23 protein-coding genes are annotated in these 23,602 nt (G+C 65.9%); 13 read left to right on the top strand and 10 right to left on the bottom strand.

Translation table 11 applies throughout. The features are described from left to right. Positions 1-12 precede the first annotated feature (12 nt). Together AC07PQ_RS04400 and AC07PQ_RS04395 are read left to right on the top strand one after the other, a co-directional pair. On the top strand, positions 13-876 hold the full coding sequence (locus AC07PQ_RS04400; RefSeq protein WP_493184363.1) for a LysR substrate-binding domain-containing protein: 864 nt from the start codon (positions 13-15) through the stop codon (positions 874-876). A gap of 206 nt (positions 877-1,082) precedes the next feature. Next, entirely contained in the window at positions 1,083-1,787 is a 705-nt protein-coding gene (locus AC07PQ_RS04395) for a YebC/PmpR family DNA-binding transcriptional regulator (protein ID WP_007927175.1), read from the top strand. A gap of 85 nt (positions 1,788-1,872) precedes the next feature. On the opposite strand, the gene AC07PQ_RS04390 is transcribed toward AC07PQ_RS04395, so the two are convergent. Continuing rightward, positions 1,873-3,186, bottom strand: a complete 1,314-nt coding sequence (locus AC07PQ_RS04390; RefSeq protein WP_493184364.1) for a leucine-rich repeat-containing protein kinase family protein — start codon at positions 3,184-3,186, stop codon at positions 1,873-1,875. A gap of 93 nt (positions 3,187-3,279) precedes the next feature. Next, entirely contained in the window at positions 3,280-4,425 is a 1,146-nt protein-coding gene (zapE, locus tag AC07PQ_RS04385) for a cell division protein ZapE (protein ID WP_493184851.1), read from the bottom strand. A 285-nt stretch (positions 4,426-4,710) separates the two neighbouring features. On the opposite strand from zapE, the gene AC07PQ_RS04380 reads away from it, so the two are divergent. The 7 genes from AC07PQ_RS04380 (at position 4,711) to AC07PQ_RS04350 (ending at position 11,259) form a co-directional block, all read left to right on the top strand. Continuing rightward, a complete protein-coding gene (locus tag AC07PQ_RS04380) occupies positions 4,711-5,235 on the top strand; it encodes a Csu type fimbrial protein (protein WP_007923574.1) in 525 nt (174 codons plus the stop codon). A 99-nt stretch (positions 5,236-5,334) separates the two neighbouring features. After that, positions 5,335-5,874: a Csu type fimbrial protein gene (locus AC07PQ_RS04375; RefSeq protein ID WP_493184365.1), complete on the top strand. Its 540-nt coding sequence runs from the start codon at positions 5,335-5,337 to the stop codon at positions 5,872-5,874. A gap of 20 nt (positions 5,875-5,894) precedes the next feature. Then, complete coding sequence (locus tag AC07PQ_RS04370; protein ID WP_493184366.1) at positions 5,895-6,428, top strand: Csu type fimbrial protein; 534 nt, start codon at positions 5,895-5,897, stop codon at positions 6,426-6,428. A 4-nt stretch (positions 6,429-6,432) separates the two neighbouring features. Beyond that, the gene (locus AC07PQ_RS04365; protein ID WP_007923589.1) at positions 6,433-6,933 is read left to right on the top strand and encodes a Csu type fimbrial protein; all 501 of its coding nucleotides are present in this window, start codon (positions 6,433-6,435) and stop codon (positions 6,931-6,933) included. Positions 6,934-6,960: 27 nt separating this feature from the next. After that, the gene (locus AC07PQ_RS04360; protein ID WP_007923590.1) at positions 6,961-7,752 is read left to right on the top strand and encodes a fimbrial biogenesis chaperone; all 792 of its coding nucleotides are present in this window, start codon (positions 6,961-6,963) and stop codon (positions 7,750-7,752) included. A 127-nt stretch (positions 7,753-7,879) separates the two neighbouring features. After that, a complete protein-coding gene (locus tag AC07PQ_RS04355) occupies positions 7,880-10,237 on the top strand; it encodes a fimbria/pilus outer membrane usher protein (RefSeq protein WP_493184852.1) in 2,358 nt (785 codons plus the stop codon). Positions 10,238-10,269: 32 nt separating this feature from the next. Next, positions 10,270-11,259, top strand: coding sequence for a Csu type fimbrial protein (locus tag AC07PQ_RS04350; protein WP_007923592.1), 990 nt, complete (start codon positions 10,270-10,272; stop codon positions 11,257-11,259). 214 nt (positions 11,260-11,473) lie between these two features. On the opposite strand, the gene AC07PQ_RS04345 is transcribed toward AC07PQ_RS04350, so the two are convergent. Further along, entirely contained in the window at positions 11,474-12,226 is a 753-nt protein-coding gene (locus tag AC07PQ_RS04345) for an anti-sigma factor family protein (RefSeq protein WP_493184367.1), read from the bottom strand. Further along, positions 12,223-12,729: an RNA polymerase sigma factor gene (locus AC07PQ_RS04340; RefSeq protein WP_007929687.1), complete on the bottom strand. Its 507-nt coding sequence runs from the start codon at positions 12,727-12,729 to the stop codon at positions 12,223-12,225. Before AC07PQ_RS04340 ends, AC07PQ_RS04345 begins: the two co-directional genes overlap by 4 nt. Before the next feature lie 177 nt (positions 12,730-12,906). Between AC07PQ_RS04340 and AC07PQ_RS04335 the strand changes: the two genes are divergently transcribed. Together AC07PQ_RS04335 and AC07PQ_RS04330 are read left to right on the top strand one after the other, a co-directional pair. Further along, positions 12,907-13,992 carry a catalase family peroxidase gene (locus tag AC07PQ_RS04335; RefSeq protein WP_493184368.1) on the top strand — a complete coding sequence of 362 codons (1,086 nt, stop codon included), beginning with the start codon at positions 12,907-12,909 and terminating at the stop codon, positions 13,990-13,992. Further along, positions 13,989-14,528, top strand: coding sequence for a cytochrome b (locus AC07PQ_RS04330; protein ID WP_493184369.1), 540 nt, complete (start codon positions 13,989-13,991; stop codon positions 14,526-14,528). Before AC07PQ_RS04335 ends, AC07PQ_RS04330 begins: the two co-directional genes overlap by 4 nt. Before the next feature lie 43 nt (positions 14,529-14,571). Here the strand turns inward: AC07PQ_RS04330 and AC07PQ_RS04325 are convergent, their stop codons facing one another. Next, positions 14,572-15,783, bottom strand: coding sequence for an MFS transporter (locus AC07PQ_RS04325; RefSeq protein WP_493184370.1), 1,212 nt, complete (start codon positions 15,781-15,783; stop codon positions 14,572-14,574). Positions 15,784-15,880: 97 nt separating this feature from the next. Here AC07PQ_RS04325 and AC07PQ_RS04320 point away from each other — a divergent pair, with 97 nt between their 5' ends. Next, positions 15,881-16,327, top strand: coding sequence for a winged helix-turn-helix transcriptional regulator (locus AC07PQ_RS04320; RefSeq protein ID WP_085534093.1), 447 nt, complete (start codon positions 15,881-15,883; stop codon positions 16,325-16,327). Between the two features lie 39 nt (positions 16,328-16,366). Here AC07PQ_RS04320 and AC07PQ_RS04315 read toward each other — a convergent pair whose 3' ends face one another. Then, on the bottom strand, positions 16,367-17,518 hold the full coding sequence (locus AC07PQ_RS04315; protein WP_037035520.1) for a M14 family metallopeptidase: 1,152 nt from the start codon (positions 17,516-17,518) through the stop codon (positions 16,367-16,369). A 492-nt stretch (positions 17,519-18,010) separates the two neighbouring features. Beyond that, positions 18,011-18,352, bottom strand: coding sequence for a DUF6124 family protein (locus tag AC07PQ_RS04310; protein WP_007929666.1), 342 nt, complete (start codon positions 18,350-18,352; stop codon positions 18,011-18,013). Positions 18,353-18,483: 131 nt separating this feature from the next. Between AC07PQ_RS04310 and AC07PQ_RS04305 the strand changes: the two genes are divergently transcribed. Then, entirely contained in the window at positions 18,484-19,149 is a 666-nt protein-coding gene (locus AC07PQ_RS04305) for a LexA family protein (protein ID WP_007929663.1), read from the top strand. Between the two features lie 56 nt (positions 19,150-19,205). Here the strand turns inward: AC07PQ_RS04305 and AC07PQ_RS04300 are convergent, their stop codons facing one another. The 3 genes from AC07PQ_RS04300 to AC07PQ_RS04290 are packed head-to-tail and all read right to left on the bottom strand — an operon-like array spanning position 19,206 to position 23,592. Then, complete coding sequence (locus tag AC07PQ_RS04300) at positions 19,206-21,152, bottom strand: acetyl/propionyl/methylcrotonyl-CoA carboxylase subunit alpha (protein WP_493184371.1); 1,947 nt, start codon at positions 21,150-21,152, stop codon at positions 19,206-19,208. Continuing rightward, entirely contained in the window at positions 21,152-21,967 is an 816-nt protein-coding gene (locus AC07PQ_RS04295) for a gamma-carboxygeranoyl-CoA hydratase (protein WP_007929659.1), read from the bottom strand. Before AC07PQ_RS04295 ends, AC07PQ_RS04300 begins: the two co-directional genes overlap by 1 nt. Positions 21,968-21,984: 17 nt before the next feature. Next, a complete protein-coding gene (locus AC07PQ_RS04290) occupies positions 21,985-23,592 on the bottom strand; it encodes a carboxyl transferase domain-containing protein (RefSeq protein WP_493184372.1) in 1,608 nt (535 codons plus the stop codon). Positions 23,593-23,602 lie beyond the last annotated feature (10 nt).

Below are 23,602 nucleotides of genomic sequence, written 5' to 3'. Positions count from 1 at the left end.
AGGCCGATAGATATGAACCTGTTCCAACTGCGCGCATTCGATGCCGTGGCCCGTGAAGGCAGCTTCACCCGCGCTGCGGCGCGGCTGTTCATCAGCCAGCCGGCGGTCACCGGGCATATCAAGGCGCTGGAAGAGCACTACCAGATCACCCTGCTGCGCCGCACCGCGCGACGGGTCGAACTGACAGAAGAGGGCACCCGGCTGGCGGCGATCACCCGCGCCATGTTCGGCTTGGCCGAAGAGGCCCAGGCCATGCTCGAAGCCAACCGGCAACTGCTCACCGGGCGCCTGGAAGTGGCGGCGGACGGCCCGCACCTGGTGATGCCGATGCTCGCCAGCCTGCGCGAGCGCTATCCGGGGATTACCGTCAACCTGCGCCTGGGCAATGCCCAGGAAACCCTGGCGGCGCTGCTTTCGGAGCACGCCGATGTGGCGGTGCTGACCGAGGTCGAACCGCGCAAGGGCCTGCATCTGCAGAGCCTTGGCGAGTCGCGGATCTGCGCGTTGGTGCCGCAGGGCCATCCATGGCTGACCGAGCCCGAGGGCGTGCGGCTGGAGCGACTGGACCAGGTGATCATGGTCCTGCGCGAACCCAGCTCGATTACCCGCCGCACCTTTGACGCGGCCTGCGCCCAGGCCGGGGTCAACCCCAAGGTGCTGCTGGAGCTGGACAGCCGCGAGGCGGTGACCGAGGCGGTGGCGGCGCAGCTGGGCGTGGGCGTGGTGTCGTCGCTGGAACTCAGCCCCGACCCGCGGGTGCGGGCGGTGCCGATCATCGGCGAGGGGCTGTTGAACCGGCACATGCTCGGCTGTATGGAGCGGCGCCGGGACTTGCGCTTGATCCAGGCCTTCCTGGGGCTGGCCCCCACAGGCTGACACTGAACCTGTAGCCGCTGCCGCAGGCTGCGATCGGCCCGGAACGGGACGCGCTCTTGAGGCCCCGGGAAGTTTGTCGCAGCCTGCGACCGCGGCTACAGGTCGCGGATCTGACTTTTTGGTCGATTGGTGCCTTCAGGCCGTATAAACTTGCCCATCGCGTCGGCCACATCCAACTCGACGCCACAGATCAAAGAGAGTGAGTAATGGGCGCACAGTGGAAGGTTAAACACAAAGAAGCAGCAGCCAACGCCAAGGGCAAGATCTTCGGCAAGCTGGTCAAAGAGATCACCATTGCTGCCCGCAACGGCGCTGACGTCGCCACCAACGCACACCTGCGTCTGGTGGTGGAGCAGGCGAAAAAGGCCTCGATGCCCCGCGAGACCCTGGAGCGTGCGATCAAGAAAGGTTCGGGCCAGCTCGGCGAGACCGTGCAGTACCACCGCGTGACCTACGAAGGTTTCGCGCCGCACCAGGTGCCGCTGATCGTCGAATGCGTGACGGACAACATCAACCGTACCGTGGCGGAGATCCGCGTGGCCTTCCGCAAGGGCCAGCTGGGCGCTTCCGGTTCGGTGTCCTGGGACTTCAACCATGTCGGCATGATCGAAGCCGCGCCGGACAGCCCGGACGCCGATCCGGAGCTGGCGGCCATCGAAGCCGGGGCCCAGGATTTCGAGCCTGGGGACGAGGGCGCGACCCTGTTCCTGACCGAGCCTGCCGACCTCGACGCGGTGCAGAAAGCCCTGCCCGAGCAAGGCTTCACCGTGCTCTCGGCCAAGCTCGGCTACCAGCCGAAGAACCCGGTCAGCGGCCTGTCCGACGAGCAGATGGCGGAAGTCGAAGCCTTCCTCGAAGGCCTGGACAACCATGACGACGTGCAGGACATGTTCGTCGGCCTGGCGGGTTGAGCCCGGCCCGGTGAATCGCGCTACCTGAGCGATTCTTGCGCCAGCCGGCAAGCTCCAGCAGGAGCGAGTTGGCTGGCGATACTCTTCAAATCCCCCGCAACACGTCCCCGACTTCGGCAAATCCCGGTCGCGCCAGCACCTGCGGCTGACAGCAGTCGTTGACCAGCGCCGCCAGGCGTTCATGCTGCCGCGGGCTCAGGCCCGACTCGATCCTTGCCAGCAACTCTTCCAGCAGAATGCCGAAGGCCCGTACTTCGATGCGTTGCAGGGCCCGGGTTTCCTCGGTGTCGGCCAGCGCATGGAAGGACGCCGCGCCAAAATCCCCCAGCAGGCACTCGCCCTGTGGGTTCCACAGAATGTTATGGCCGTACAGGTCGCCGTGGGTGATGCCCTGGTGGTGCAGGTGCGCGCCGACCGAGGCGATGCCGCGGGCCATGCGCAAGGCCGCGTCGGCGCTGAAGCGGGTGCGCTCGTCGTAGATGTCCCGGGTGCAGGAGGCCAGGCTCGGCAAGGCCGCCAGGTTGCGGTAGCTCGGCTCGATCAACTGCATCACCAGGCCGTTCTGCCCTTCGGGATGATCGCTGATCCGGCCTTCGACCCGGATCAGGTTCGGGTGCCGGCCGGCGCTGATGCAGGCGTTCATTTCATGTAGCGGCGAGCCGTCGCTGGTCATGCTGCCCTTGTACAGCTTGACCGCCACCTCGCTTGGTGCTTGCCCGGGGGGCTGCCAGCGGGCCTGGTGAATCACTCCGGACGCGCCTTCGCCCAGGCGCTGCTGCACTTCCAGCTCGGCCCAGGGAATGCGTGCCACCGATTCCAGCGCCGCGGCGTCGGCCTCGGATTCCAGCGGGTTGCCGGCATAGGCCAGCCAGGTCAGGCGCGGCAGGCCAAGCAGGAAGGCCGGCAGTGCGCTGAGCCGGTTGGCGGCGATGCGGATCAGCTCCAACTGCTGGCATTGGCCGAGGCTCTGGGGCAACCGGGTCAAGCGGTTGCCGGAGAGCATCAACTTTTGCAGGTTCGGGCGTTGGCCCAGCTCGTCCGGCAGTTCCTCGATGCGGTTGTCGGTGAGGATCAGCCAGCGCAACAGCGGCGGCAGGGCGGCGGCGGGCACCCGCTCGATGCGGTTGGCCTTGAAGCCGACCATGCTCAGTTGCGCGCACTGGCCGACACAGGCCGGCATCTCGGTGAAGAGGTTATCGGAGCAGAACAGCACCCGCAGGCGGGTCAGGCGGTGCAAGTCGTCCGGCAGGCTGCTCAGGGCATTGCCGCTGAGGTTGAGGACTTCCAGCGAGTCCGCCAGGTCGAAGATTTCCCGGGGGAATTCGCTCAGCCCGCAAGACAGGTCCAGACGCTTGAGCCCGGTCAATTGGCCGGCTCGCAGTTGGGCAAGGGTATCCATGAACAGGTTCGACACTCAGGCAGGAGGAGGGCGCATGGCCCTGGAAATGGCCGCCATGATAGCGGCGTGGAGCGGTGGGTGGGGACCGCCGGTTCAGCTCGGCGGCGTATCCGCGCTGATTTCCTGCAGCTGGCCCAGGCGGCTGCGGGTGCGCGCCAGGTCGATGGCGTTACCGCCCAGGCTTTCACGCAGGGAGCGTTCGCCGATCAGGGTCAGGTGCTTGTCCTGGTCGTACAGCACGTCGATCAGGTTGATAAAGCGTTGCTGCACGGCAATCGGGCATTCGCCCAGCTCGGGCAGCTCGTCGATGATCCAGTGGTCGAAACGCCGGCTCAGCTCCAGGTAGTCCATGACCGCGGTCGGCTGTTCGCACAGGTCACTGAAGGCAAAACCCACGCTGTGTTGTTCGCACAACCGTACCTGGAGCTGACGCGCGCCGACCATCAGCGCCGAAGTCGGGCCGTTGCGCCGCGGCAGGCCCAGGCTCAGGCGTTGCTGCTCGTTGCCGGGCCACAGGTAACGGCCCTGGGTGAACACCTGCTGCGAATGGCTGCGGGGCTGGCTGCGATAGTCGTGGGGGCCGCCGACCTCCATCACCTGCATGCGGCTGCCGATCAGGTCGATCACTGGCTTGAAGCGCGCGTGGTAGAGCGGGTTGGGCAGCAAGCCCTGGGGGGCGTAGTTGGAGGTCACCAGCAGCAGGATGCCGCGTTGGAACAGGGCCTTGAACAGCCGCGTGATCAGCATCGCATCGCCGATGTCGTGGACATGGAACTCGTCGAAGCACAATACGCGGCAGTCGTTGAGCAGTTCGTCGAGGGTGGCCTGCAGGGCGTCGGGCTGCTCGCGGTGGCGGAACATGCCCTGATGCAATTGGGCGAAGAAATCGTGGAAATGCAGGCGCTGTTTTTCCGCCAGCGGGATGGCGCGGAAGAAACCGTCCAGCAGCCAGCTCTTGCCCCGTCCCACCGCGCCATACAGGTACAGGCTGCGGCTGGCGTTTGGCTTGGCGTCTGGCTGGAGCAGGGCGTTGGCCTGCTGGGCCATGTAGTCGATCACCCGCTGCTGGCTGTGGCTCAGGGTGTAGCCCTGGTCGTAGGCCTTGTGCCGGAAATACTCGTGAATCACTCGGCCGTGGCTGGTGCTGGCGGCGGGCCGGGCGAAGGCCTTGCCGAAGAACGCGCGCAGCCTGGGCCAGCGCGATGGGCGTAGCGAGCGGTTTGGCGGTAAAGCGGCCAATGGTGTCACCCCGATGGTTCCAGGCCCGCTCCCCCCCTGGAACCGGCGCGGTAATTTAACCAATCCCCGGCCCGGCATCCAGCGCTGTCTGAAGGCGCTGATTTATTCTACGAAAAGTTCTGATCGGTACAGTTTTTTGCCCGTGTCACTGTGTTCGACCCTGGTGCATCGGGCACCCAAGGGGTTGTTTCATTGGCGGGCGGCTTGCCCCCGGCGCTGGCGATTTCCCCGGCGCTGACTAACCTGAGCTGTACCTATCGTTCCTCAAAAGGATTGAGGCGTTGAATGGCAAGCCGGTTTTTTGCAGTCATGAGCATGCTGCTCGCCGCAACAGCATCGGCCGTGGAACTCCAGGTGGAGGTCCGGGTCGACGTGCAGCGTGGCTGCCAGCTGGTGGGACAGCAGCGCGACGCCGGCGTCGAGCAACTGGGCGTGCTGGATTTCGGCAGCAGCCCGCGTCTCGACAACCCCGCCGGCCCCCTCAGCGCGGCGTTGCTCGACACTCGCCTGCCCAGGCTCGAGTGCAACCCGGACACCCCTTATCAAGTGCGCGTCGATGGCGGGCAACACGGGGGCGTCGGCGAAGTGCGCTACCTGGCCGGCAGTGCCGCACACAGCAAGCCCATTCCCTATCGCCTGTACCAGGACGCGGCCCGGCGCATTCCGCTGCCGGTGAATGTGCCGGTGAGCGGCCGGGTGCCGGACTCGGGTTCGGTGGACCTGCCGTTGTACGGGCGGATCGAGCCGCTGGCCGAGATCCCGCGGGTCAGCCGTTATTCCGATCTGCTGAAAGTGACGGTCACCTGGTAGTGGCGGCGCGGGAGCTGCCCGGTGGAACCGGGCAGCGCAGGGAGACCGCGCACCAAGGGCGGTCAAGGTGAGAGAACCCATGGTTCCAGGAGGGCGGCGATGACGATCAGAAGCTGGGCGCTGGCCGCCCTGGGTTCGTTGCTCCTGCCGGCTGGCGACACGCAAGCGGCGATCAGCGGGCAGATACACGCGCGGCTGACCATCATCGCCGGCTGTGAAGTGACCAATGGTGCGACCCGCACGCCCGAGAATCCGGTCGACGACTTCGGCCTGCTGGATTTCGGCCAGCATGGCCCGACCTGGAGTGCGCCCCTGAGAGCCAATGTCAGCGGTAGCGGCAGCGGGCGCCTGGAGGTGGCCTGCAACCCTTCGGTGACCGGTTTCACCGTGACCATCGACGGCGGCCGCAATGGCGACGGCAACACCCGGCGCCTGAGCAATGGTCGCCAGACCATTGCCTATCGGCTGTTCCTCGATGCCTCCGGCAGCGACAGCTACAGCATCGGTCAGCAACGCAATTTCGCCGTTACCAGTGGGGCCCAGGTACCGATCCCGGTGTTTGGCTCGGTGGTCGCGAATAGCCATGCGCTGCCGGCGGGGGTCTACACCGACACCCTGACGGTGACGCTGGATTGGTAAACCCAAAGAGGACGAATGTCATGCACATGCTTGTATCCCGGATCGCCTTGTCGCTGCTTGGACTGGCCATGTTTTCCGTGGCCCAGGCCGCGACGGTCACCGGCCAGATCACGTCCAGCCTGATTCTCACCAGCAGTTGCCAGGTCAATGGCGCGGGCGGCAGCAGCGGCCTGAACTTCGGCACCCTGAACTTCGGCACCACCGACAGCCTGTTCACCCAGGCCACGGCCCAGGTGCTCGGTGGCGGCGGCGGGGCCTTGTCGATCCTCTGTTCCAGCGGCACCAGCCCGGTGGTGACGGTCCGCGCGGGCGCCCATGACGGCCAGTCCGCCGGCGGCACCCGGGCCCTGGCCGATGGCAGCGGCAACTTCGTGCCTTACGACTTGTACACCGACTCCGGGCACTCGCAGCTCCTGGCCATCGACGATGCCATCAACCTGGCTACCAGCACCGGTGTGGCGCAGACCGTCAATATCTACGGCAAGGCGCTCGGCAAGGCTGGCCTGCCGGCGGGCACCTACACCGATACCGTCGCCGTCGAACTGACCTTCTGACGCCATGGCCCGTCACGCGTGCGCGGTGCTGGTGCTGCTCGGTGCCAGCAGCCTGCCGTTGCCCCTGGCGGCGGTGACCAGCCAGAGCTTCCAGGTCAGCGCCACGGTGGTCGCCGGGTGCCTGGTGGTGGGTGGCGTGAGCAATTACGGCAACCTGAACTTCGGCAGCCAGTCGGCGTTGTCCACCAGCACGCTGCAGGTCGCGCTGGCGAACAGCGTGCAACTGCAATGCACGCCGGGGGTGACTCTGAACATGAGCGTCGACGGCGGCCAGTACAACAGCAGCGGACGGCACATGCAGCTCGACGGCGGCAGTGCGCGGGTGGCTTATCAGCTGTTTCGCGACGCGGCATTCAGCCAGAGCCTGGGCATCGGCCAGAGCGTGGCGGTGGCCTATAGCGACGCGAACAACATCAGCCTGCCGATCTACGGCCAGGTGCAATTACCGGGTAATCAGCCTGGGGGGACGTACAGCGATGTGCTGCAGGTGCAGCTGTCGTGGTGATGGGGCAAGACCATAAGGAGTAGCGGTATGTATTCGACTTCCCGGCGGTTGCAGGTCGTTGGTTGTGCCGTGCTGGCCATGGCGTTGCTGGGGGCGGTTCAGGCCAGGGCCGCCAGCTCGGTGCTGATCTGGCCTATCGACCCGGTGCTGGAGGCCGACCAGCAGGCCAGCGCGCTGTGGCTGGAAAACCGCGGCACGGAAACCGCGAACCTGCAGATCCGGGTCTTTGCCTGGAGCCAGAGCGGCTTCGAGGACCAGTACCAGAACCAGCGGGAGGTGATCGGCAGCCCGCCGGTGGCGAAGATCGCGCCCGGGCAGAGGCAACTGGTCCGCCTGACCCGGACCCGCGAAGTCCCGCCCGGCCAGGAGCTGGCCTACCGGATCATCATCGATGAAATCCCCTTGGCGCAGCCGCCGATTGCCGAAGGCGAGGGCAAGACGGCGGCGGCCATCCGTTTCCAGATGCGTTATTCGGTGCCGCTGTTCGCCTACGGTGCCGGGCTCTGGAGCAAGGAAGACAGCACTCGCCAGCGTGATCCGAAAAGCGCCGGCGTGCCCCAGCTGAGCTGGCGCAAGGTGGCGGTGGATGGCCGCAATTACGTCGAGGTACGCAACCAGGGCGCGGTGCATGCGCGCCTGACCGACGTGGCGCTCAAGCAGGCGGGGCAGACCCGGCCGCTGGTGGAAGGGCTGCTGGGCTACGTGCTGCCGGGGGCGATCATGCGTTGGCCGGTGCCCGCCGCGCCAACCGCGGACGCGGCGTTGCAGGTGCGGGTCAATGGCGCGCCGCAGGTGCAGAACGTTGCGCCGGCCCGCTGAGGCCATCTACCGCTGCGGGCAGACAAGGTTGCGGGGCTGTCCGGCGATCGGCGATTCAGGCTGACCGGTAGCGGCAGTCACTGCAAGCCATGGAAGAAAGGTGTCCATCGATGGGCGTAACGCTTCAATGAACCTCGGCGCGGCTCGTCGTTTCTGGCGCCCGGGGTGGGCGGTGAGCGGGCTGTGTTGCTGGGTGTTCGCCTCCGGCAGCCTGGGTGGCGAACTGCCGCCGCCGCCCAGCGGCATGGAAGCGATCAGCGATGCCCAGCTGTTTCTGGAACTGGTGGTCAATCAGATGAATACCGGGCGAGTGATCGCCGTCGAGCAACGTGCCGGACGCCTGTTCGTGCCGGCTCAGGCTCTGCGGGAAAGCGGGATGAAATTGCCCGACGGGCTCGACGCCCAGGTCGCCCTCGACAGCCTGCAAGGGCTGCACAGCGACTACGACAGCCAGGGCCAGCGGCTGTTGCTGGAGGTGCCGCCGGACTGGCTGCCGGAGCAATTGATCGGCAGCCGCCAGGCCTATCCACGAACCCCGGCGCTGAGCAGTTTCGGCGCCTTGCTCAATTACGATCTGTACCTCAACGACACCGACGATGCCGGCACCTACCTGGCGGCCTGGAACGAGGTGCGGCTGTTCGACGGCTGGGGCACCCTGTCCAACACCGGCCAGTACCGGCGCACCTTTTCCGGCCTGGGCGAGGGCACGCTGAACAACGGCTACCGGCGCTATGACACCACCTGGCGTTACTCCGACGACGAGCGTTTGCTGACCTACGAGGCCGGCGACCTGGTCAGTGGCGCCTTGCCCTGGAGCAACTCGGTGCGCCTGGGCGGTGTGCAACTGTCGCGCGATTTTGCCGTGCGCCCAGACCTGGTGACCTACCCCTTGCCGCAGTTCGCCGGGGAGGCGGCGGTGCCGTCCTCGGTGGACCTGTTTATCAACGGCTACAAGTCCAGCAGCGCCGACCTGCAGCCGGGGCCCTACACCCTGACCAATATCCCGTTCATCAACGGTGCCGGCGAAGCGGTGGTGGTGACCACCGATGCCTTGGGGCGACAGGTGTCCACCACCGTGCCGTTCTATGTCACCAGCAGCCTGCTGCAAAAAGGCCTGAGCGATTTCTCGGTGGCCGCCGGGACCCTGCGCCGCGACTACACGCTGCGGGATTTCAGCTACGGCCCCGGCGTCACTTCCGGCAGCCTGCGCTACGGCCTGAGCGACAACCTGACCCTGGAAGGCCATGCCGAGGCGGCGCAGTCCCTGACCCTCGGCGGTTTCGGCGGCAACCTGCGCCTGGGCAACTTCGGCGTGCTCAACAGCGCCATCAGCCAGAGCCGCTTCGACGGCCAGGGCGGGCAGCAGGTCAGCCTCGGTTACCAGTACAGCAGCCAGCGCTACAGCCTGTCCTACCAGCGCATGCAGCGCCGCGACGGCTACGCCGACCTGACGGTGGTGGACAGCCCCTACGCCAGCCTCAGCCAGCGCAGTGAGCAACTGACCCTGAGCCTCAACCTCGAGCGCTACGGCAGCCTCGGTGTCGGTTATTTCGATGTGCGCGCCACGGACGATTCGCGCACCCGCCTGCTCAACCTGACCTGGAGCAAGCCGCTGTGGCGCAGCAGCAGTTTCTACCTGTCGGCCAACCGCGAGATCGGCGACAGCAACTGGGCGGTCCAGGCCCAGCTGGTGATTCCGTTCGACCTTCACGGCAGCCTGAGCCTGAGCAGCGAGCGCAGCAAGGACGGGCAGGACCGGCAGCGGGTCAACTACAGCCGGGCGGTGCCCAGCGAAGGTGGCGTCGGCTTCAATCTCGGTTATGCCCAGGGCGATGCGCCGGCCTACCGCCAGGCCGACCTGACCTGGCGTTTGCAGTCGGTGCAATTGCAGGCCGGGGTCTATGGTTCCAGCGAGGCCGAAACCCGTTGGGCCGATGCCAGTGGTTCGCTGGTGTGGATGGACCATCAGGTGTTCGCCGCCAACCGCATCGACGACGCTTTCGTGGTGGTCAGCACCGACGGCTACCGGGATATTCCGGTGCGCTATGAAAACCAGCTGGTGGGACGCACCGATAAGAACGGCCATCTGCTGGTGCCCTGGAGCAGCGCCTATTACCGCGGCAAATACGAGATCGACCCGCTGAACCTGCCGGCCAACGTGCAGAGCCCGGTGGTCGAACAGCGGGTCGCGGTGCGTCGCGGCAGTGGCTACCTGGTGGCGTTCCCCTTGACCCGCATCGTCGCCGCCAGCGTGGTCCTGGTGGACGCCCGGCACCAGGAGCTGCCCCTGGGCAGCCTGGTGACCCACGAGCAGAGCGGCGCCCAGGCGGTGGTGGGCTGGGATGGCCTGGTGTACCTGGAAAACCTGGCGCCGAACAACAGCCTGCGGGTCAGCCTGGCCGACGGCAGCAGTTGCCAGGTGAGCTTTACCCTGGAGCCGGAGCAGGAACAGGTGCCGTTGATCGGGCCTTTGGTGTGTCAGTGAGGATTCATGAACGGAATCGGGAGGCGGTGAACATGGACAGGTTGTGTCGCTATTGGGGCCAGGGGCTGTTGCTGATGGCGCTGCTGTCGCCGGGGGCGGCCCAGGCCCTGTGTTCGGTGGTCAGTACCTCGCCGGCGAGTTTCGGCACCCTCAGCTCGATCCTGGTGCGCACCACCTCGCAGTCCGCTTCCAGCACCAACGCCGGCCTGGCCTGTACCGGCTCGTTGGCGACCCTGATGGCCAGCAACGACCATTTCTACGCCACCATCACCTCCTCGCAGAGCGGGCTGCTGGGCCCCACCGGCGATGTCATCGGCTATACGATCTACGGCGACAACAGCACCAACTACCCCATCAACCGTGGCGTGCAGTTCGACTTCGCGCGCAACTCCATCGTCGATGCCCTGGGGCTGCTGGGCAGCCCGACCGTGGCCAAGGCCATTCCGGTCTACCTGGGTAGCATCACCGGCAGCAACGTCGCCGCCGGCATCTACACCGAGACCCTGAGCATCGCCTGGAGCTGGAACTACTGCGCGGGGATCGGTGTGCTGGGCGCATGCCTGGGGCGCGATATCGGCAGCGGCGTCGCCAGCCTGACGGTCAACCTGACGGTGGCCAACGACTGCGTGATCACCGCACCCAACATCAGCTTCGGCAGCGCGCCGGTGATCAGCGCCTTCGCCACCGTCAGTGGGCAGACCATCAACCTCGCCTGTACCAAGGGCAGTGCCTACACCGTGGGCCTGGACGATGGCCAGCATGCCGTCAGCGTCGGCGGGCGGCGGCGGATGATCTCGGGGAGCAATTACCTGGCCTACGACATCTTCAAGAGTGCCGGCACCACCCGCTGGGGCAGCGTGGGCGCGGCGCGGCGGGCCAGTTCCGATGCCGAGGTGAACCCGGGCAACGGCCTGGGCACTGGCAGCCAGGTGTTCAACTACAACGCCCGGATCTACACCGACCAGGCCACGCCGCCGGCGGGGACCTATATCGACAATGTGGTGCTGGATGTGGGGTTTTAAGGGAGGAGGGACCCTATTGCGCTAGTCGCAAGTGTTTGTGGCGTGGCGCAGATCCTGCGGCTGCTTCGCTGCCGATCGCAGCCTACGGCAGCGGCTACAGGAGGAGGTGATGGACCGGATGACGGGGTCGATGTAGCCGCTGCCGCAGGCTGCGATAGGTCCGAAGGACCTTTGGCGGTTTCAAGGCTGGCCCATAGGGTGCGGGCACTGTGGCTCAAAATTTCTGGGTGTCCTGCAGCCGCTGCGCCACCGCCGAACCACTGGGGCTGACCATGGCGTAGTTGTAGCCGCTGTCGGACCAGTAGTCGGCCTGCAGTTCGCCATCGCTGCGGCTGCCCCGGGGCAGCAGGTAGTTTTTCGGTCCCGGCGGACGGATATAGAAACTGATCCTGTGCCCGCCCTGGTCCTCGTACAGCACCATAGCCGCCGGCCCTTGATCGGTGCTCAGCAGCCGCCCGCTGACCGCCTGGAACCCGGATTCGCGCAGGTCCGGCAGGCGCTCGGCCTGGGTGAAGTAACGGTCGAGCCAGGCCTGCATGGCGCCATTGCCCTGGACCTTGAGGTCGGCCGGGAGGACGCCTTGCTGGGCAAACAGGCGGTAGGCCTGCAGGGCGTCGGTCATCGGCAGCGGGGCGCTGGCCAGGGTCATTTCCCGCGCCTGCCAGCCACTCAGGCCGCCGATGCCGAGGGCGATCAACAGCAGCGCGGCATTGGCCAGGTGGCGGCGCGACTGGCGCTTGAGGCGTTGGCGAATCAGCGCCGGGTCGAGGTCGGGGTTGGCCGGTTGTTGCAGGGCGCCGCCGAGGGCCGCGCGCAACTGCTGGGCGTCCTGCTGCCAGGCCTGGACCTGGGCGGCGAGCAGCGGGTGGCTGCTCAGGTAGGTTTCCAGCAGGCGCCGGTCACTCTCGTTGAGCCGATGATCGACATAGGCGTGCAGGTCGCGTTCGCTGGGGGGCAGGCTGATCATTTGAGTATCCGCAAAGAAGGGCTGCTGATTTCGCCGTCGCTGAGCTGGCGCAGGGCCTGGCGCGCCCGGGACAGGCGAGACATCACAGTGCCGGTGGGCACCTCGAGGATGGTGGCGACTTCCTTGTAGCTCAGGCCTTCCACCGAGACCCAGAGCAGTAGCGCGCGCTGTTCGGCGGGCAGGCGGTCGAAGGCTTCCAGGGTCGATTGCGCGACCACGCTGCGTTCCACCGAAGGCTGGGCGTCGTCACGCCCGGTGAAGAATTCCAGCATGCGTGCATAACGCCGTGAGCGGCGGTGCGCGTCGAGAAACTGCCGGTAGAGGATGGCGAACAGCCAGGCCCGCAGATCGCCCTCGGGGCGTTTTTCGCTCCAGCTCGACAGCGCCCGTTCCAGGCTCGCCTGCACCAGGTCGTCGGCGCTGCTGGGCTGACGGCTCAGGGACAGGGCGAAGCGCCGTAGCCGGGGGATGATTTCACGCAGCTGTTCGTCGATATCGTTCATGGGTTCCTGCGGGTCGTTGGCCAGTCGCTACGCTTGCAACAGCACACTTGCGCCAGACGCCCGGCAACGCAGGTTATTCCCGTGCCGGAAAAATAAATAGCGGGCCAGGGAATAACCGCCGCCGGGGCTCGTCTGACCTGTCCTTTCCACCTGTGGCCCGCGGCCCTGGAGATATTCATGGTAGATCGCCCATCACCCCCTGATCGTCCGCCCTTGAGCGCGGCCAGCCTGAGCCTGCGTCTGGGCGGGATCGCCCTGGTGGTCGCGGCCCTGGCCGGCGCCATGGCCTACGTGCACGGCACCTTCGATCCGCAGCGCCTGACCCCCAAGGCCCTGGTGGATGTGCTGGAGAAAAACAACGGCGTGCATCCGGGCTTTCGTCGCAACCACGCCAAGGGCGTGTGCGTGGCCGGTTATTTCGAGAGCAGCGGCGAGGCCCGCAGTTATTCCAGCGCCCAGGTGTTCAACGAAGCGCGGACCCCGGTGGTCGGGCGTTTCGCCTTGCCCCCCGGCAACCCCTATGCGCCTGACGGCAGCGTGCCGATCCGCAGCCTGGCCCTGCGTTTCACCCAGGCCAACGGTCAGCAGTGGCGCACCGGGATGAACAGCATGCCGGTGTTCCCGGTGGGCACCCCCGAGGCGTTTTACCAGTTGCAGCAGGCCAGTTCGCCCGACCCGGCGACCGGCAAGCCGAACCCGGCCAGCGTGCCGGCGTTTTTCGCCGCCCACCCCGAAGCCATGCCGTTCCTGCAATGGATCAAGGGCGCCAAGCCCTCGGCCAGCTATGCCACCGAGACCTACAACGGCATCAACGCGTTTTACCTGGTGAGCGCCAGCGGGCAACGCCAGGCCGTGCGCTGGGGCGTGGTGCCGCTGACCCAGGACGCGCCCGGCGCGGTGGCGCCGCAAGGCAACGACTTCCTGGAAAAAGACCTGGTGCAGCGCCTGGCCGCGGGGCCGTTGCGCTGGCGCTTGAACATCACCCTGGCCAACCCGGGCGACCCGACCGACGACGCCAGCAAGGCCTGGCCCAGCGAGCGCAAGGTGCTGAATGCCGGGACCCTGGTGCTGGAGCGCAGCCAACCGCAGAACGATGGCGAATGCCGCGACATCAACTACGACCCGCTGGTGCTGCCGAGCGGCATTGTCGCCTCCGACGACCCGCTGCTGGCGGCCCGTTCGGCGGCCTATGCCAGTTCCTATCTGCGCCGCACCAGTGAAGTCGGCCAATTGCCCCGCGCTGCCCAGGAGTCCCGCCCATGAGCGCCCAACCGAACCACTTCGCGCCACTGGCGCGCCTGCTGCACTGGCTGATGGCGCTGATGATCATTGCCATGCTGTTTATCGGCGCCGGCATGGTGGCCTCGGTGTCCGAGCGTCACCAATGGCTGATCCACCTGCACAAGCCGCTGGGCATTGCCATTCTGTTGCTGGTGATCGTGCGTCTGGTCGTGCGCTTTTCCACCCGGCAACCGCCGTTGCCGGCGGACCTGCCGGGCTGGCAGGCGGTGGCGGCCAAGGCCTCCCATGTGCTGCTGTACGTGCTGATGCTGATCCTGCCGCTGCTGGGCTGGGCGATGATTTCGGCGGCGGGCGACCCGGTGATGCTCGGCAGCTCGCTGCAGTTGCCGGCGATCCTGCCGGCCAATGCCCAGCTGTTCGCCTTTTTGCGCAAGGCTCACGGCTTTCTCGCCTACCTGCTGTTTTTGACGGTGCTGCTGCATCTGGCGGCGGCGCTGTTCCATGGCTGGGTGCGCCGCGACGGGGTGTTGGAGAGCATGCTGCGCGGCAAGGAGTGAGGGTGGGGGCGGTGCGGTCGAGAAGGACCGCACGGGCCCCGTCTCAACCGGCACACACCAGGGCTTTGCGCGGGTTCAGGCTCCACAGCCAGTACAGCAGCGCCACGCCATTGATCGCGGCGCCCAGCAGGCACACCCCGGTCCAGCCCGCCCAGGCGTACATGGCCGTGGCGCCGATCGAGCCGCTGGCGCTGCCGATCGAATAGAACAGCATGTAGCCCGCGGCCAGGCGGCTCTGGGCCTCTGGGCGGGTGCTGTAGATCAGGCTCTGGCTGGTGACATGCACCGCCTGCAAGCCCAGGTCGAAGACGATCACCCCCAGCAGCAGGGCCCAGAGTGACCACTGGGTGTAGGCGATGGGTAACCAGGAGGCCAGCATCAGGCTCAGTGCCAGGCCGCTGGTCCATTGGCCCAGGCCACGGTCGGCCAGGCGTCCGGCGCGCGAAGCACCCAGGGCCCCGGCCGCGCCGGCGAGGCCGAACAGACCGATCTCGGTATGGGACAACGACAGCGGCGGGGCGCTCAGGGGCAGCACCAGCGGGGTCCACAACACGGTGCCGGCGCCGAAGATCAGCATCGCCAGCACCGCCCGATCGCGCAGGATTTTTTCTTCGCGAAACAGACCGAACAACGAGCGGATCAGTTGGCCGTAGCTGTGCAGCGCCGCCGGTTGCTCGACCTTGGGCAGCACCCGCCACAACAGCAGCGCCATGACCAGGGTCAGCCCGGCCGACAGCAGGTACACCGAACGCCAGCCGGCCAGGTCGGCCATGGTGCCCGATACCGTGCGCGCCAGCAGGATCCCGAGCACGATGCCGCTGGTCACGCTGCCCACCACCCGGCCACGTTCGCCCGGCGCGGCCAGGTTGGCGGCATAGGCCACCAGTACCTGGGTCACCACCGCGAGCAGCCCGGTCAGGGCCATGCCCAGCAACAGCCAGGTGCTGTCCGCGGCCAGCGCCACCATCAACAGGGCCGCGACCGACAAGCTCGTCTGGCCGACGATCAGCCGCCGCCGGTTCAGCAGATCGCCCAGCGGCACCAGGAACAGCAGGCCGAGGCCGTAGCCGACCTGGGTCAGGGTGATGACCAGGCCGATGGTCGCCGGCGGCATGCCCAGGCTGTGGGCCATGGCATCAAGCAGGGGTTGGGCGTAATAGACATTGCCCACCGCCAGCCCGCAGGCAATGGCAAAGAGCAGCACCACCGACGCCGGAATGGTGGCGGATGGCAGAGGGGCAATTGCGGCGGTCATGCTCGGCTCCGTGAGTTCTGGTTGCGTTATGAAACTAGTTGTACGGTAGAGAGGCTGGTTTTATATTGCAACCACTTTCCTGTCGCGAGTCTGCATCATGGTCAAACGCACAAGCCTGGAGGGCGCCGAATGCCCGGTGGCCCGTTCCCTGGACGCTATTGGCGACTGGTGGTCGCTGCTGATCATTCGCGATGCCTTCGACGGCATCCGCCGCTTCAGCGAGTTCCAGCGCAACCTGGGGATGGCCAAGAACATCCTCGCCGCCCGCCTGCGCACCCTGGTGGCCCATGGCATCTTCGAGGTGCTACCGGCGTCGGATGGCAGTGCCTATCAGGAGTACGTGCTGACGCAGAAGGGCAACGGCCTGTTCAACCTGATCATCGGTTTGCGGCAGTGGGGCGAGGCGTATTTCTATGAACCGGGGGAGGCGCATTCGCTGATGGTCGACCGCGAGCAGGGGCAGCCGCTGCGACCGCTGGAATTGCGCTCGGCGGACGGGCGCCTGCTCGGGCCCGAGGATTGCCGGCGGGTGCCGGTGCAATAGGCGCCGGCCGCGGGTCGAGCCGCGGCCAGTGCAGCAGGATCAGCGCAGGATGCCGACCATGTCGGCCACGGTGCTGAGGACGTCCTTGCCCAGCTGCATCGAGCGTTTGCCCGACCAGCCGGTGAGCGGGTTGGGGTTGTCGTCGTGGTCCTTGAACGGCATTTCCAGGGTCAGCGACAGGCAGTCGAACTTCTCGCCGACGCTGTTGCAGGCCAGGGTCATGTTGGCTTCGCCGGGCTTGTCCCTGGTGTAGCCGTGGGTGGTCTGGAAGTCCCGGGTCTTGTGTTTCAGGTGGCTGCGGAAATGCTCCTCGAGCTTGGCCAGGCGCGGCGTGTAGCCCGGGTTGCCTTCGCAGCCGGCGGTGAACACGTGAGGGATTTCTTCGTCGCCGTGCACGTCGAGGAACAGGTCGACGCCGTACTGCTCCATCTGCTGCTGGACGAACAGCACTTCCGGGCTGAGCTCCTGGCTGGCGCTCTGCCAGGCGCGGTTCAGGTCCTGGCCCATGGCGTTGGTGCGCAAATGGCCGTGGAAAGCGCCGTCGGGGTTCATGTTCGGCACCAGGTACAGGTCGGCGCTGGCCAGCAGCCTGTTCAGCTCGGCATCGTCACGGTGCTGCAGGCGCTCGATCACGCCCTCCATGAACCATTCGGCCATGTGCTCGCCAGGGTGCTGCTGGGCGATGATCCAGACCTTGCGCCGGCCTTCGCCGCCGTTGCCTTTGCGCAGCAGTTGGATGTCACGACCCTCGACACTTTTGCCGGTGGCCAGCAGTTCGGCGCCGGCCTTGGTCAGTGCCTGATCGATCAGCCAGTCGTGCCGACCGCGGCTGTAGGGTTCGAAGTAGGCGAACCAGGCGTGGGTCTGGGTGGCTTCCAGGCAGAAGCGCAGGGTGTCGCCTTCAAAAATCGTTGGCACGCGGAACCAGTTGACGTGATCGTAGGAGGCCACCGCCTGGTAGCCGCTCCAGGCCTTGTTGTACGAGGATTTGCTGGCATTGCTCAGGCGGAACCAGTGTTCCTGGCCGACATGCAGGCCGCTGGCCTTGAAGTGGAACCACTGGAAATGCGCGCTGCGGGTGTCGGGCTTGATGGCCAGCAGGACTTGCGAGGGGTTGCTGGCATCCAGTACTTCGATATTGCCGCTGTCGAAATTGGCAGAGATTTGAAACGAGCTTTGGGCCACGGTCATGATTCCTGAGCAGGATTTTTATGACCGTTACTTTAGCAAGGCGGGGGAGTTACAGGGGGGCAATTTCGGCGGGAGAGGGGGGCGTCGTCCTTGACGCGAAAGCAGCTTAGAAGCTATGCGATTGATTCTCAAGCGCTGTTTTTGCATTTGCGAGCCGTTGCGGCGGGCGTTGGCTTGCAATGAGGCATTCTTTTGCTATCATCGCCGCCAATTTAGCGGTACCCAGTCTTCATTAGCCTGAAGCCAAGCCAGAAAAACTGGCAGAAAAAAAAGACCCGGCAAAAAGCCGGGTCAAAAACCGTGATTAGCCTGATGAGGAGATAATCCAGGAGTCCGACCTAAGGTCTCTTGGGTTATCGACTGATCTCGCGACCAGCTGCTTGCAATAATAATCATTATCATTTGCAAGTCAAATGTTTTTCCCCGCCTTTTAGAAAATAATTTCCTGCCCCTGTTGCCAGCCCTGTTCATCGGCCGGATCGCCCGTGGCGCTCATTCCGGGCGATGGCTGTCCAGCGAGCGATCCACCAGCGCCTTGGCCATGTCGATCATGTGCACCACGGAAAACGCCAGGTCGCGGCGGGTACCCCGCAGGTGGTCGGCGGCCTCGTAGGCACTGGCCGCGGCGCAACGCAGCAGGTCGGAAGCGTGGATCATCGCTTCCTCGCTGCTGATGCTGTGTTTGACCTCGAAGAACTTCTCGTCGATCGACGATTCTGCAATAGCCGGTTTCAAGTAGTAGTCCATGGCCCGGCGAGCGGCCTCGCTGTCCTTGAGGGCGTTGAAGCCGACATCGGTTTCCAGTTCCGGTGCATCTTTGCTGGTTGTGCTCATGAGCGGTTCCATCCTTTGACGTGGAATAAGAGGGTCTGAGGAATGGTAATACTTAATGTATTTGTGACTAGGTTTCAAATACTACAACTTGTGTGTTGAGGGCCGAAATACACAACGTATTGTTCCGCTCCATGGACAAATGGATCGAGTTGGTTAAATCCAACATGAAGGACCGCAAGGTCACACAAGAAAAGCTCGCGGAACGCCTGGGCATGTCCCAGGGCGGCATCGGCCACTGGCTGAGCAAACGGCGCCAGCCGAAGATCGAAGACATGAACCGGGTGCTGGAAGAAATCGGCCTGGGTTTTCTCGAAGTCGCGCTGGTGATCCGCGAAAAACCACAGGTGGATGACGAGGGCCAATTGCTGCTGGAAGGGCCGTCGTTGGTGCAGAAGTACAACCCGTACTTCCGCTATCCGGTCAGCGACTGGCGGGGCGTTGGCGAGGTGCGCGAGGCCGGTGGCGTGGGCTACGCCAGCGAGCGTTACGAGCTCTCTGACTACCAGGCCGAAGGCTCGGCTTTCTGGCTGGTCGTGGTGGGCGACGCGATGATTGCCCCCAGTGGCCTGAGCATCGCCCAGGACATGTTGATCCTGGTGGATCCGGCGGTGGAGGCGGTTCCCGGCAAGCTGGTGATCGTGCAATGCCCGGGCAGTACCGAAGCGATTTTCCGCAAGCTGGTGGAGGAGGGTGGGCAACGCTATCTGGTGCCGCTGAATCCGACTTACCCGAAGGCGCTTTACAGCGATGACTGTCGGATTATTGGTGTCGTGGTGCAGGCTACCGCTAAATTCTGACGTAAAAATACGATCGTTCCCGCAAGGCTGCGGGAACGATCTTCTGCCTCAGGAGCTTATTCCAGCTCCACCAGGGCACTTCCCTCACTGACCATCTCGCCTTCCTGGCAATACAGCGCCTTGACCACCCCGGCTTGCGGTGCGCGGATGCTGTGTTCCATCTTCATCGCTTCCAGGACCACCAGTTGCGCGCCGGCTTCGACACTCTGCCCGGCTTGCACCAGAACCCGCACGATGCTGCCGTTCATGGGCGCGGTCAGGCCGCCATGATGGCTGTGGCTGGCCTCCACCGCGGCAATCGGGTCATAGGCCGTGACCCGGTGCATCTCGCCCTGCCACTGCAGGTACAGGCTGTCGCCCTGGCGAATCGCCCGGTGCTGCTGGCGCAGCCCCTTGTGTTCGATCGACAGCTGTTCGTCATGCAAGGCCATGGCCGTGTTGTGGGGGTCCAGCGTGATCGCCCGGTCCTGGCCCTCGCAGTCGAGGTGCAGCACTGTTTCCCGCGGCAGGCCGATGCGCAGGCCGCTGGCCTTGGCCCAGGGCGAGTGACGGTCGTCGGTGCGCGTCTGGTCCGGCTGGCTCTGGGCGAACGCCTGGGCGGCGGCTTGCCAGAACTCGTCGCTCAAGGCGCTGGCCGGTGGCAGCAACTGGTCCTGATAGCGCGGGATAAAGCCGGTATCCAGCTCGGCGGCGGCGAAGGCCGGATGGGCGATGATGCGCCGCAGGAACGCCAGGTTGGTCTTCAGCCCGCCAATGGCGAACTCGTCGAGCATGCCCAGCAGGCGCAAACGCGCCTGCTCGCGGTTTTCGCCCCAGGCGATCAGCTTGCCGAGCATCGGGTCGTAGAACGGCGACACGCTGTCGCCTTGCTCGACACCGCTGTCCACCCGACGTCCAGGACCCGCCGCCGATTCGCGGTACAGCGCCAGGCGCCCGGTGGCCGGGAGGAAGTCATTGCCCGGGTCCTCGGCGTACAGCCGCACTTCGATCGCGTGCCCGATCAGCGGCACCTGGTCCTGGGTGATCGGCAGCGCTTCGCCCTGGGCCACGCGGATTTGCCAGGCCACCAGGTCCAGCCCGGTGATGGCTTCGGTGACCGGGTGCTCCACTTGCAGGCGGGTGTTCATTTCCATGAAGAAGAATTCGCCGCGCGAATCCAGCAGGAACTCCACGGTGCCGGCGCCGACGTAACCGATGGCCTGCGCCGCGCGCACCGCGGCTTCGCCCATGGCCTTGCGCTGCTCGACACTCAGGCCGGGGGCCGGGGCTTCTTCGACGACTTTCTGGTGGCGCCGCTGGATCGAGCAGTCGCGCTCGTTGAGGTACAGGCAGTTGCCGTGCTGGTCGGCGAACACCTGGATCTCCACGTGACGCGGCTTGAGCACGTACTTTTCCACCAGCATCCGCGAATCGCCGAAGGACGACTGCGCCTCACGCTGGGCCGAGGCCAGGGCTTCGGCCAGCTGGCTGACGTCCTCCACCACTTTCATGCCCTTGCCGCCACCGCCGGCGGTGGCCTTGAGCAGCACCGGGTAGCCGATGCGTTCGGCGGCGACGCGGAAGGTTTCCAGGTCCTGGGCTTCGCCGTGGTAACCGGGGACCAGGGGCACGCCAGCGGTTTCCATCAGTGCCTTGGCCGCCGATTTGCTGCCCATGGCGTCGATGGCCGACGCCGGCGGGCCGAGGAAGATCAGGCCAGCGGCTTCGATGGCGCGGGCGAAGCCGGCGTTCTCCGACAGAAAACCGTAGCCCGGGTGAATCGCCTGGGCGCCGCTGGCCTTGGCGGCGGCGATCAGTTTGTCGATCTGCAGGTAGCTGTCGGCGGCCTTGCTGCCGCCCAGGTCGATGCGCAGGTCGGCTTCGCGGCTGTGGCGGGCGTCACGGTCGGTGGCGCTGTGCACGGCCACGGTGGTCAGGCCCAGGGCCTTGGCGGTGCGCATTACGCGGCAGGCGATCTCGCCGCGGTTGGCCACCAGCAGGGTGGTCAGGACAGGGGCGCTCATTAACGCGACTCCTTGGTGATCTGGTCGGGCTGCCAGCTGGGCGAGCGCTTTTGCAGAAAGGCGCGCAGGCCTTCCTGGCCTTCGGGGCTGACGCGGATGCGGGCAATGGCGTTTTCGCAGTAGCGGCGCAGGGCCGGGGTCAGGGCGCCGTTGCCGACTTCGCGCAGCAGGTCCTTGCTGGCGCGCATGGCGCACGGGCTGTTGAGCAGCAGGTTGTCGATCCACGACGCCACTTGCTGTTCCAGCTCGGTCGCCGGGTAGCTTTCCGCCAGCAGGCCGATTTCCCGGGCCCGCTGGCCGCTGAAGCGCTCGGCGGTCAGGGCATAGCGGCGCGCCGCGCGTTCGCCGATGGCTTGCACCACGAACGGGCTGATCACCGCCGGGGCCAGGCCGATGCGTACTTCCGACAGGCAGAACTGCGCGTCGTCGGCACCGATGGCCATGTCGCAGCAACTGATCAGGCCCAGGGCCCCGCCAAAGGCCGCGCCTTGTACCACGGCCAGGGTCGGGATCTTCAGCTTGGCCAGGTTGTACATCAGCTCGGCCAGCTCGCGGGCGTCGTCGAGGTTGGTGTGGTAGTCGAGTTCGGCCGACTGCTGCATCCAGGCCAGGTCGGCGCCGGCGCTGAAGTGCTTGCCGCGGCCGCGCACCAGCAAAAAGCGCAGGGCCGGATCGCTTTGCACCTGATCCAGGGCGAGGATCAGCTCGCGGATCATTTCGGCGTTGAAGGCGTTGTTCTTTTCCTCACGGCTGAGCCACAGGGTGGCAAAACCACGCGGGTCCTTCAGCAGTTCCAGGGTGTTGAAGTCGTTCATGTCGGTTTCGCTCCGGGTCACATGCGGAACACGCCGAAGCGGCTCTGTTCGATAGGGGCATTGAGGGACGCGGACAAGGCCAGCGCCAGGACGTCGCGGGTCTGCGCCGGGTCGATGACGCCGTCGTCCCACAGCCGGGCGCTGGAGTAATACGGATGGCCCTGGTGTTCGTACTGGTCGAGGATCGGCTGCTTGATCTCGGCTTCCTGGGCGGCGCTGAACGTCTGTCCGCCGCGTTCGGCCTGTTCGCGCTTGACCTGCGCCAGCACCCCGGCGGCTTGTTCGGCGCCCATCACGCCGATCCTCGCGTTGGGCCACATCCACAGGAAACGTGGGTCGTAGGCGCGGCCGCACATGCCGTAGTTACCGGCGCCGAAGCTGCCGCCGATGATCACCGTGAACTTCGGCACCTTGGCGCAGGCCACCGCGGTCACCAGCTTGGCGCCGTGCTTGGCGATGCCGCCGGCTTCGTATTTCTGCCCGACCATGAAGCCGGTGATGTTCTGCAGGAACAGCAGCGGGATGCCGCGCTGGCAGGCCAGTTCGATGAAGTGCGCGCCTTTCTGCGCGGCCTCGGCGAAGAGGATGCCGTTGTTGGCGAGGATGGCGATCGGGTAACCGTGCAGGTGGGCGAAGCCGCACACCAGGGTGGTGCCGAACAGCGCCTTGAACTCATCGAAGACCGAAGCGTCCACCAGCCGCGCGATGACTTCGCGCACATCGAAAGGTTGTTTGGCGTCCGCCGGGATCACTCCGTACAGCTCGTCGCTGGCATACAGCGGGGCGATCGGCGCGCGTTGCTGCAACTCGCCCTGTTTGCGCCAGTTGAGGTTGGCGATGCTGCGCCGGGCCAGGGCCAGGGCGTGTTCGTCGCTGTCGGCGTAGTGGTCGGCGACACCGGAGATCTTGCAGTGCACATCGGCGCCGCCCAGGTCTTCGGCGCTGACCACTTCACCGGTGGCGGCTTTCACCAGCGGCGGGCCGGCGAGGAAGATGGTGGCCTGTTCGCGGACCATGATCGCTTCGTCGGCCATGGCTGGCACGTAGGCGCCACCGGCGGTGCAGGAGCCCATGACCACGGCGATCTGCGGGATGCCCTGGGCGCTCATATTGGCCTGGTTGAAGAAGATCCGCCCGAAGTGCTCGCGGTCGGGGAACACCTCGTCCTGGCGCGGCAGGTTGGCGCCGCCCGAATCCACCAGGTAGATGCAGGGCAGGCGGTTCTGCTGGGCGATGGTCTGGGCGCGCAGGTGTTTTTTCACGGTCAGCGGGTAATAGGAGCCGCCTTTCACCGTGGCGTCGTTGGCCACGATCATGCATTCGACGCCTTCGACCCGGCCGATGCCGGCAATCACCCCGGCGGCCGGCACGTCTTCGCCATACACCTGATACGCCGCCAGCTGGCTGACTTCGAGGAAGGGCGAGCCCGGGTCGAGCAGGCGGTTGATGCGCTCGCGTGGCAGCAGTTTGCCACGCGAGGTATGCCGTTCCTGGGCCTTGGCGCCACCGCCTTGCTGGACCTGGGCGAGCAGGGTGTGCAGGGCGTCGACCTGTTTGAGCATCGCTTCGCTGTTGGCGACGAACTCCGCCGAACGGGGGTTGAGCTGGGTATGCAGGATAGCCATGGACAGCTCC

Source organism: Pseudomonas sp. GW821-FHT09E12 (genome assembly GCF_059416085.1).
The sequence above is the reverse complement of the archived record's forward strand: the minus strand, read 5'-3'. Positions and strand labels throughout refer to the sequence as shown.

Coding starts and splice junctions, on each gene's coding strand:
- AC07PQ_RS04400 (WP_493184363.1), top strand. CDS start 13: ATGAACCTGTTCCAACTGCGCGCATTCGATGCCGTGGCCCGTGAAGGC.
- AC07PQ_RS04395 (WP_007927175.1), top strand. CDS start 1,083: ATGGGCGCACAGTGGAAGGTTAAACACAAAGAAGCAGCAGCCAACGCC.
- AC07PQ_RS04390 (WP_493184364.1), bottom strand. CDS start 3,186: ATGGATACCCTTGCCCAACTGCGAGCCGGCCAATTGACCGGGCTCAAG.
- AC07PQ_RS04380 (WP_007923574.1), top strand. CDS start 4,711: ATGGCAAGCCGGTTTTTTGCAGTCATGAGCATGCTGCTCGCCGCAACA.
- AC07PQ_RS04375 (WP_493184365.1), top strand. CDS start 5,335: ATGACGATCAGAAGCTGGGCGCTGGCCGCCCTGGGTTCGTTGCTCCTG.
- AC07PQ_RS04370 (WP_493184366.1), top strand. CDS start 5,895: ATGCACATGCTTGTATCCCGGATCGCCTTGTCGCTGCTTGGACTGGCC.
- AC07PQ_RS04365 (WP_007923589.1), top strand. CDS start 6,433: ATGGCCCGTCACGCGTGCGCGGTGCTGGTGCTGCTCGGTGCCAGCAGC.
- AC07PQ_RS04360 (WP_007923590.1), top strand. CDS start 6,961: ATGTATTCGACTTCCCGGCGGTTGCAGGTCGTTGGTTGTGCCGTGCTG.
- AC07PQ_RS04355 (WP_493184852.1), top strand. CDS start 7,880: ATGAACCTCGGCGCGGCTCGTCGTTTCTGGCGCCCGGGGTGGGCGGTG.
- AC07PQ_RS04350 (WP_007923592.1), top strand. CDS start 10,270: ATGGACAGGTTGTGTCGCTATTGGGGCCAGGGGCTGTTGCTGATGGCG.
- AC07PQ_RS04345 (WP_493184367.1), bottom strand. CDS start 12,226: ATGATCAGCCTGCCCCCCAGCGAACGCGACCTGCACGCCTATGTCGAT.
- AC07PQ_RS04340 (WP_007929687.1), bottom strand. CDS start 12,729: ATGAACGATATCGACGAACAGCTGCGTGAAATCATCCCCCGGCTACGG.
- AC07PQ_RS04335 (WP_493184368.1), top strand. CDS start 12,907: ATGGTAGATCGCCCATCACCCCCTGATCGTCCGCCCTTGAGCGCGGCC.
- AC07PQ_RS04330 (WP_493184369.1), top strand. CDS start 13,989: ATGAGCGCCCAACCGAACCACTTCGCGCCACTGGCGCGCCTGCTGCAC.
- AC07PQ_RS04325 (WP_493184370.1), bottom strand. CDS start 15,783: ATGACCGCCGCAATTGCCCCTCTGCCATCCGCCACCATTCCGGCGTCG.
- AC07PQ_RS04320 (WP_085534093.1), top strand. CDS start 15,881: ATGGTCAAACGCACAAGCCTGGAGGGCGCCGAATGCCCGGTGGCCCGT.
- AC07PQ_RS04315 (WP_037035520.1), bottom strand. CDS start 17,518: ATGACCGTGGCCCAAAGCTCGTTTCAAATCTCTGCCAATTTCGACAGC.
- AC07PQ_RS04310 (WP_007929666.1), bottom strand. CDS start 18,352: ATGAGCACAACCAGCAAAGATGCACCGGAACTGGAAACCGATGTCGGC.
- AC07PQ_RS04305 (WP_007929663.1), top strand. CDS start 18,484: ATGGACAAATGGATCGAGTTGGTTAAATCCAACATGAAGGACCGCAAG.
- AC07PQ_RS04300 (WP_493184371.1), bottom strand. CDS start 21,152: ATGAGCGCCCCTGTCCTGACCACCCTGCTGGTGGCCAACCGCGGCGAG.
- AC07PQ_RS04295 (WP_007929659.1), bottom strand. CDS start 21,967: ATGAACGACTTCAACACCCTGGAACTGCTGAAGGACCCGCGTGGTTTT.
- AC07PQ_RS04290 (WP_493184372.1), bottom strand. CDS start 23,592: ATGGCTATCCTGCATACCCAGCTCAACCCCCGTTCGGCGGAGTTCGTC.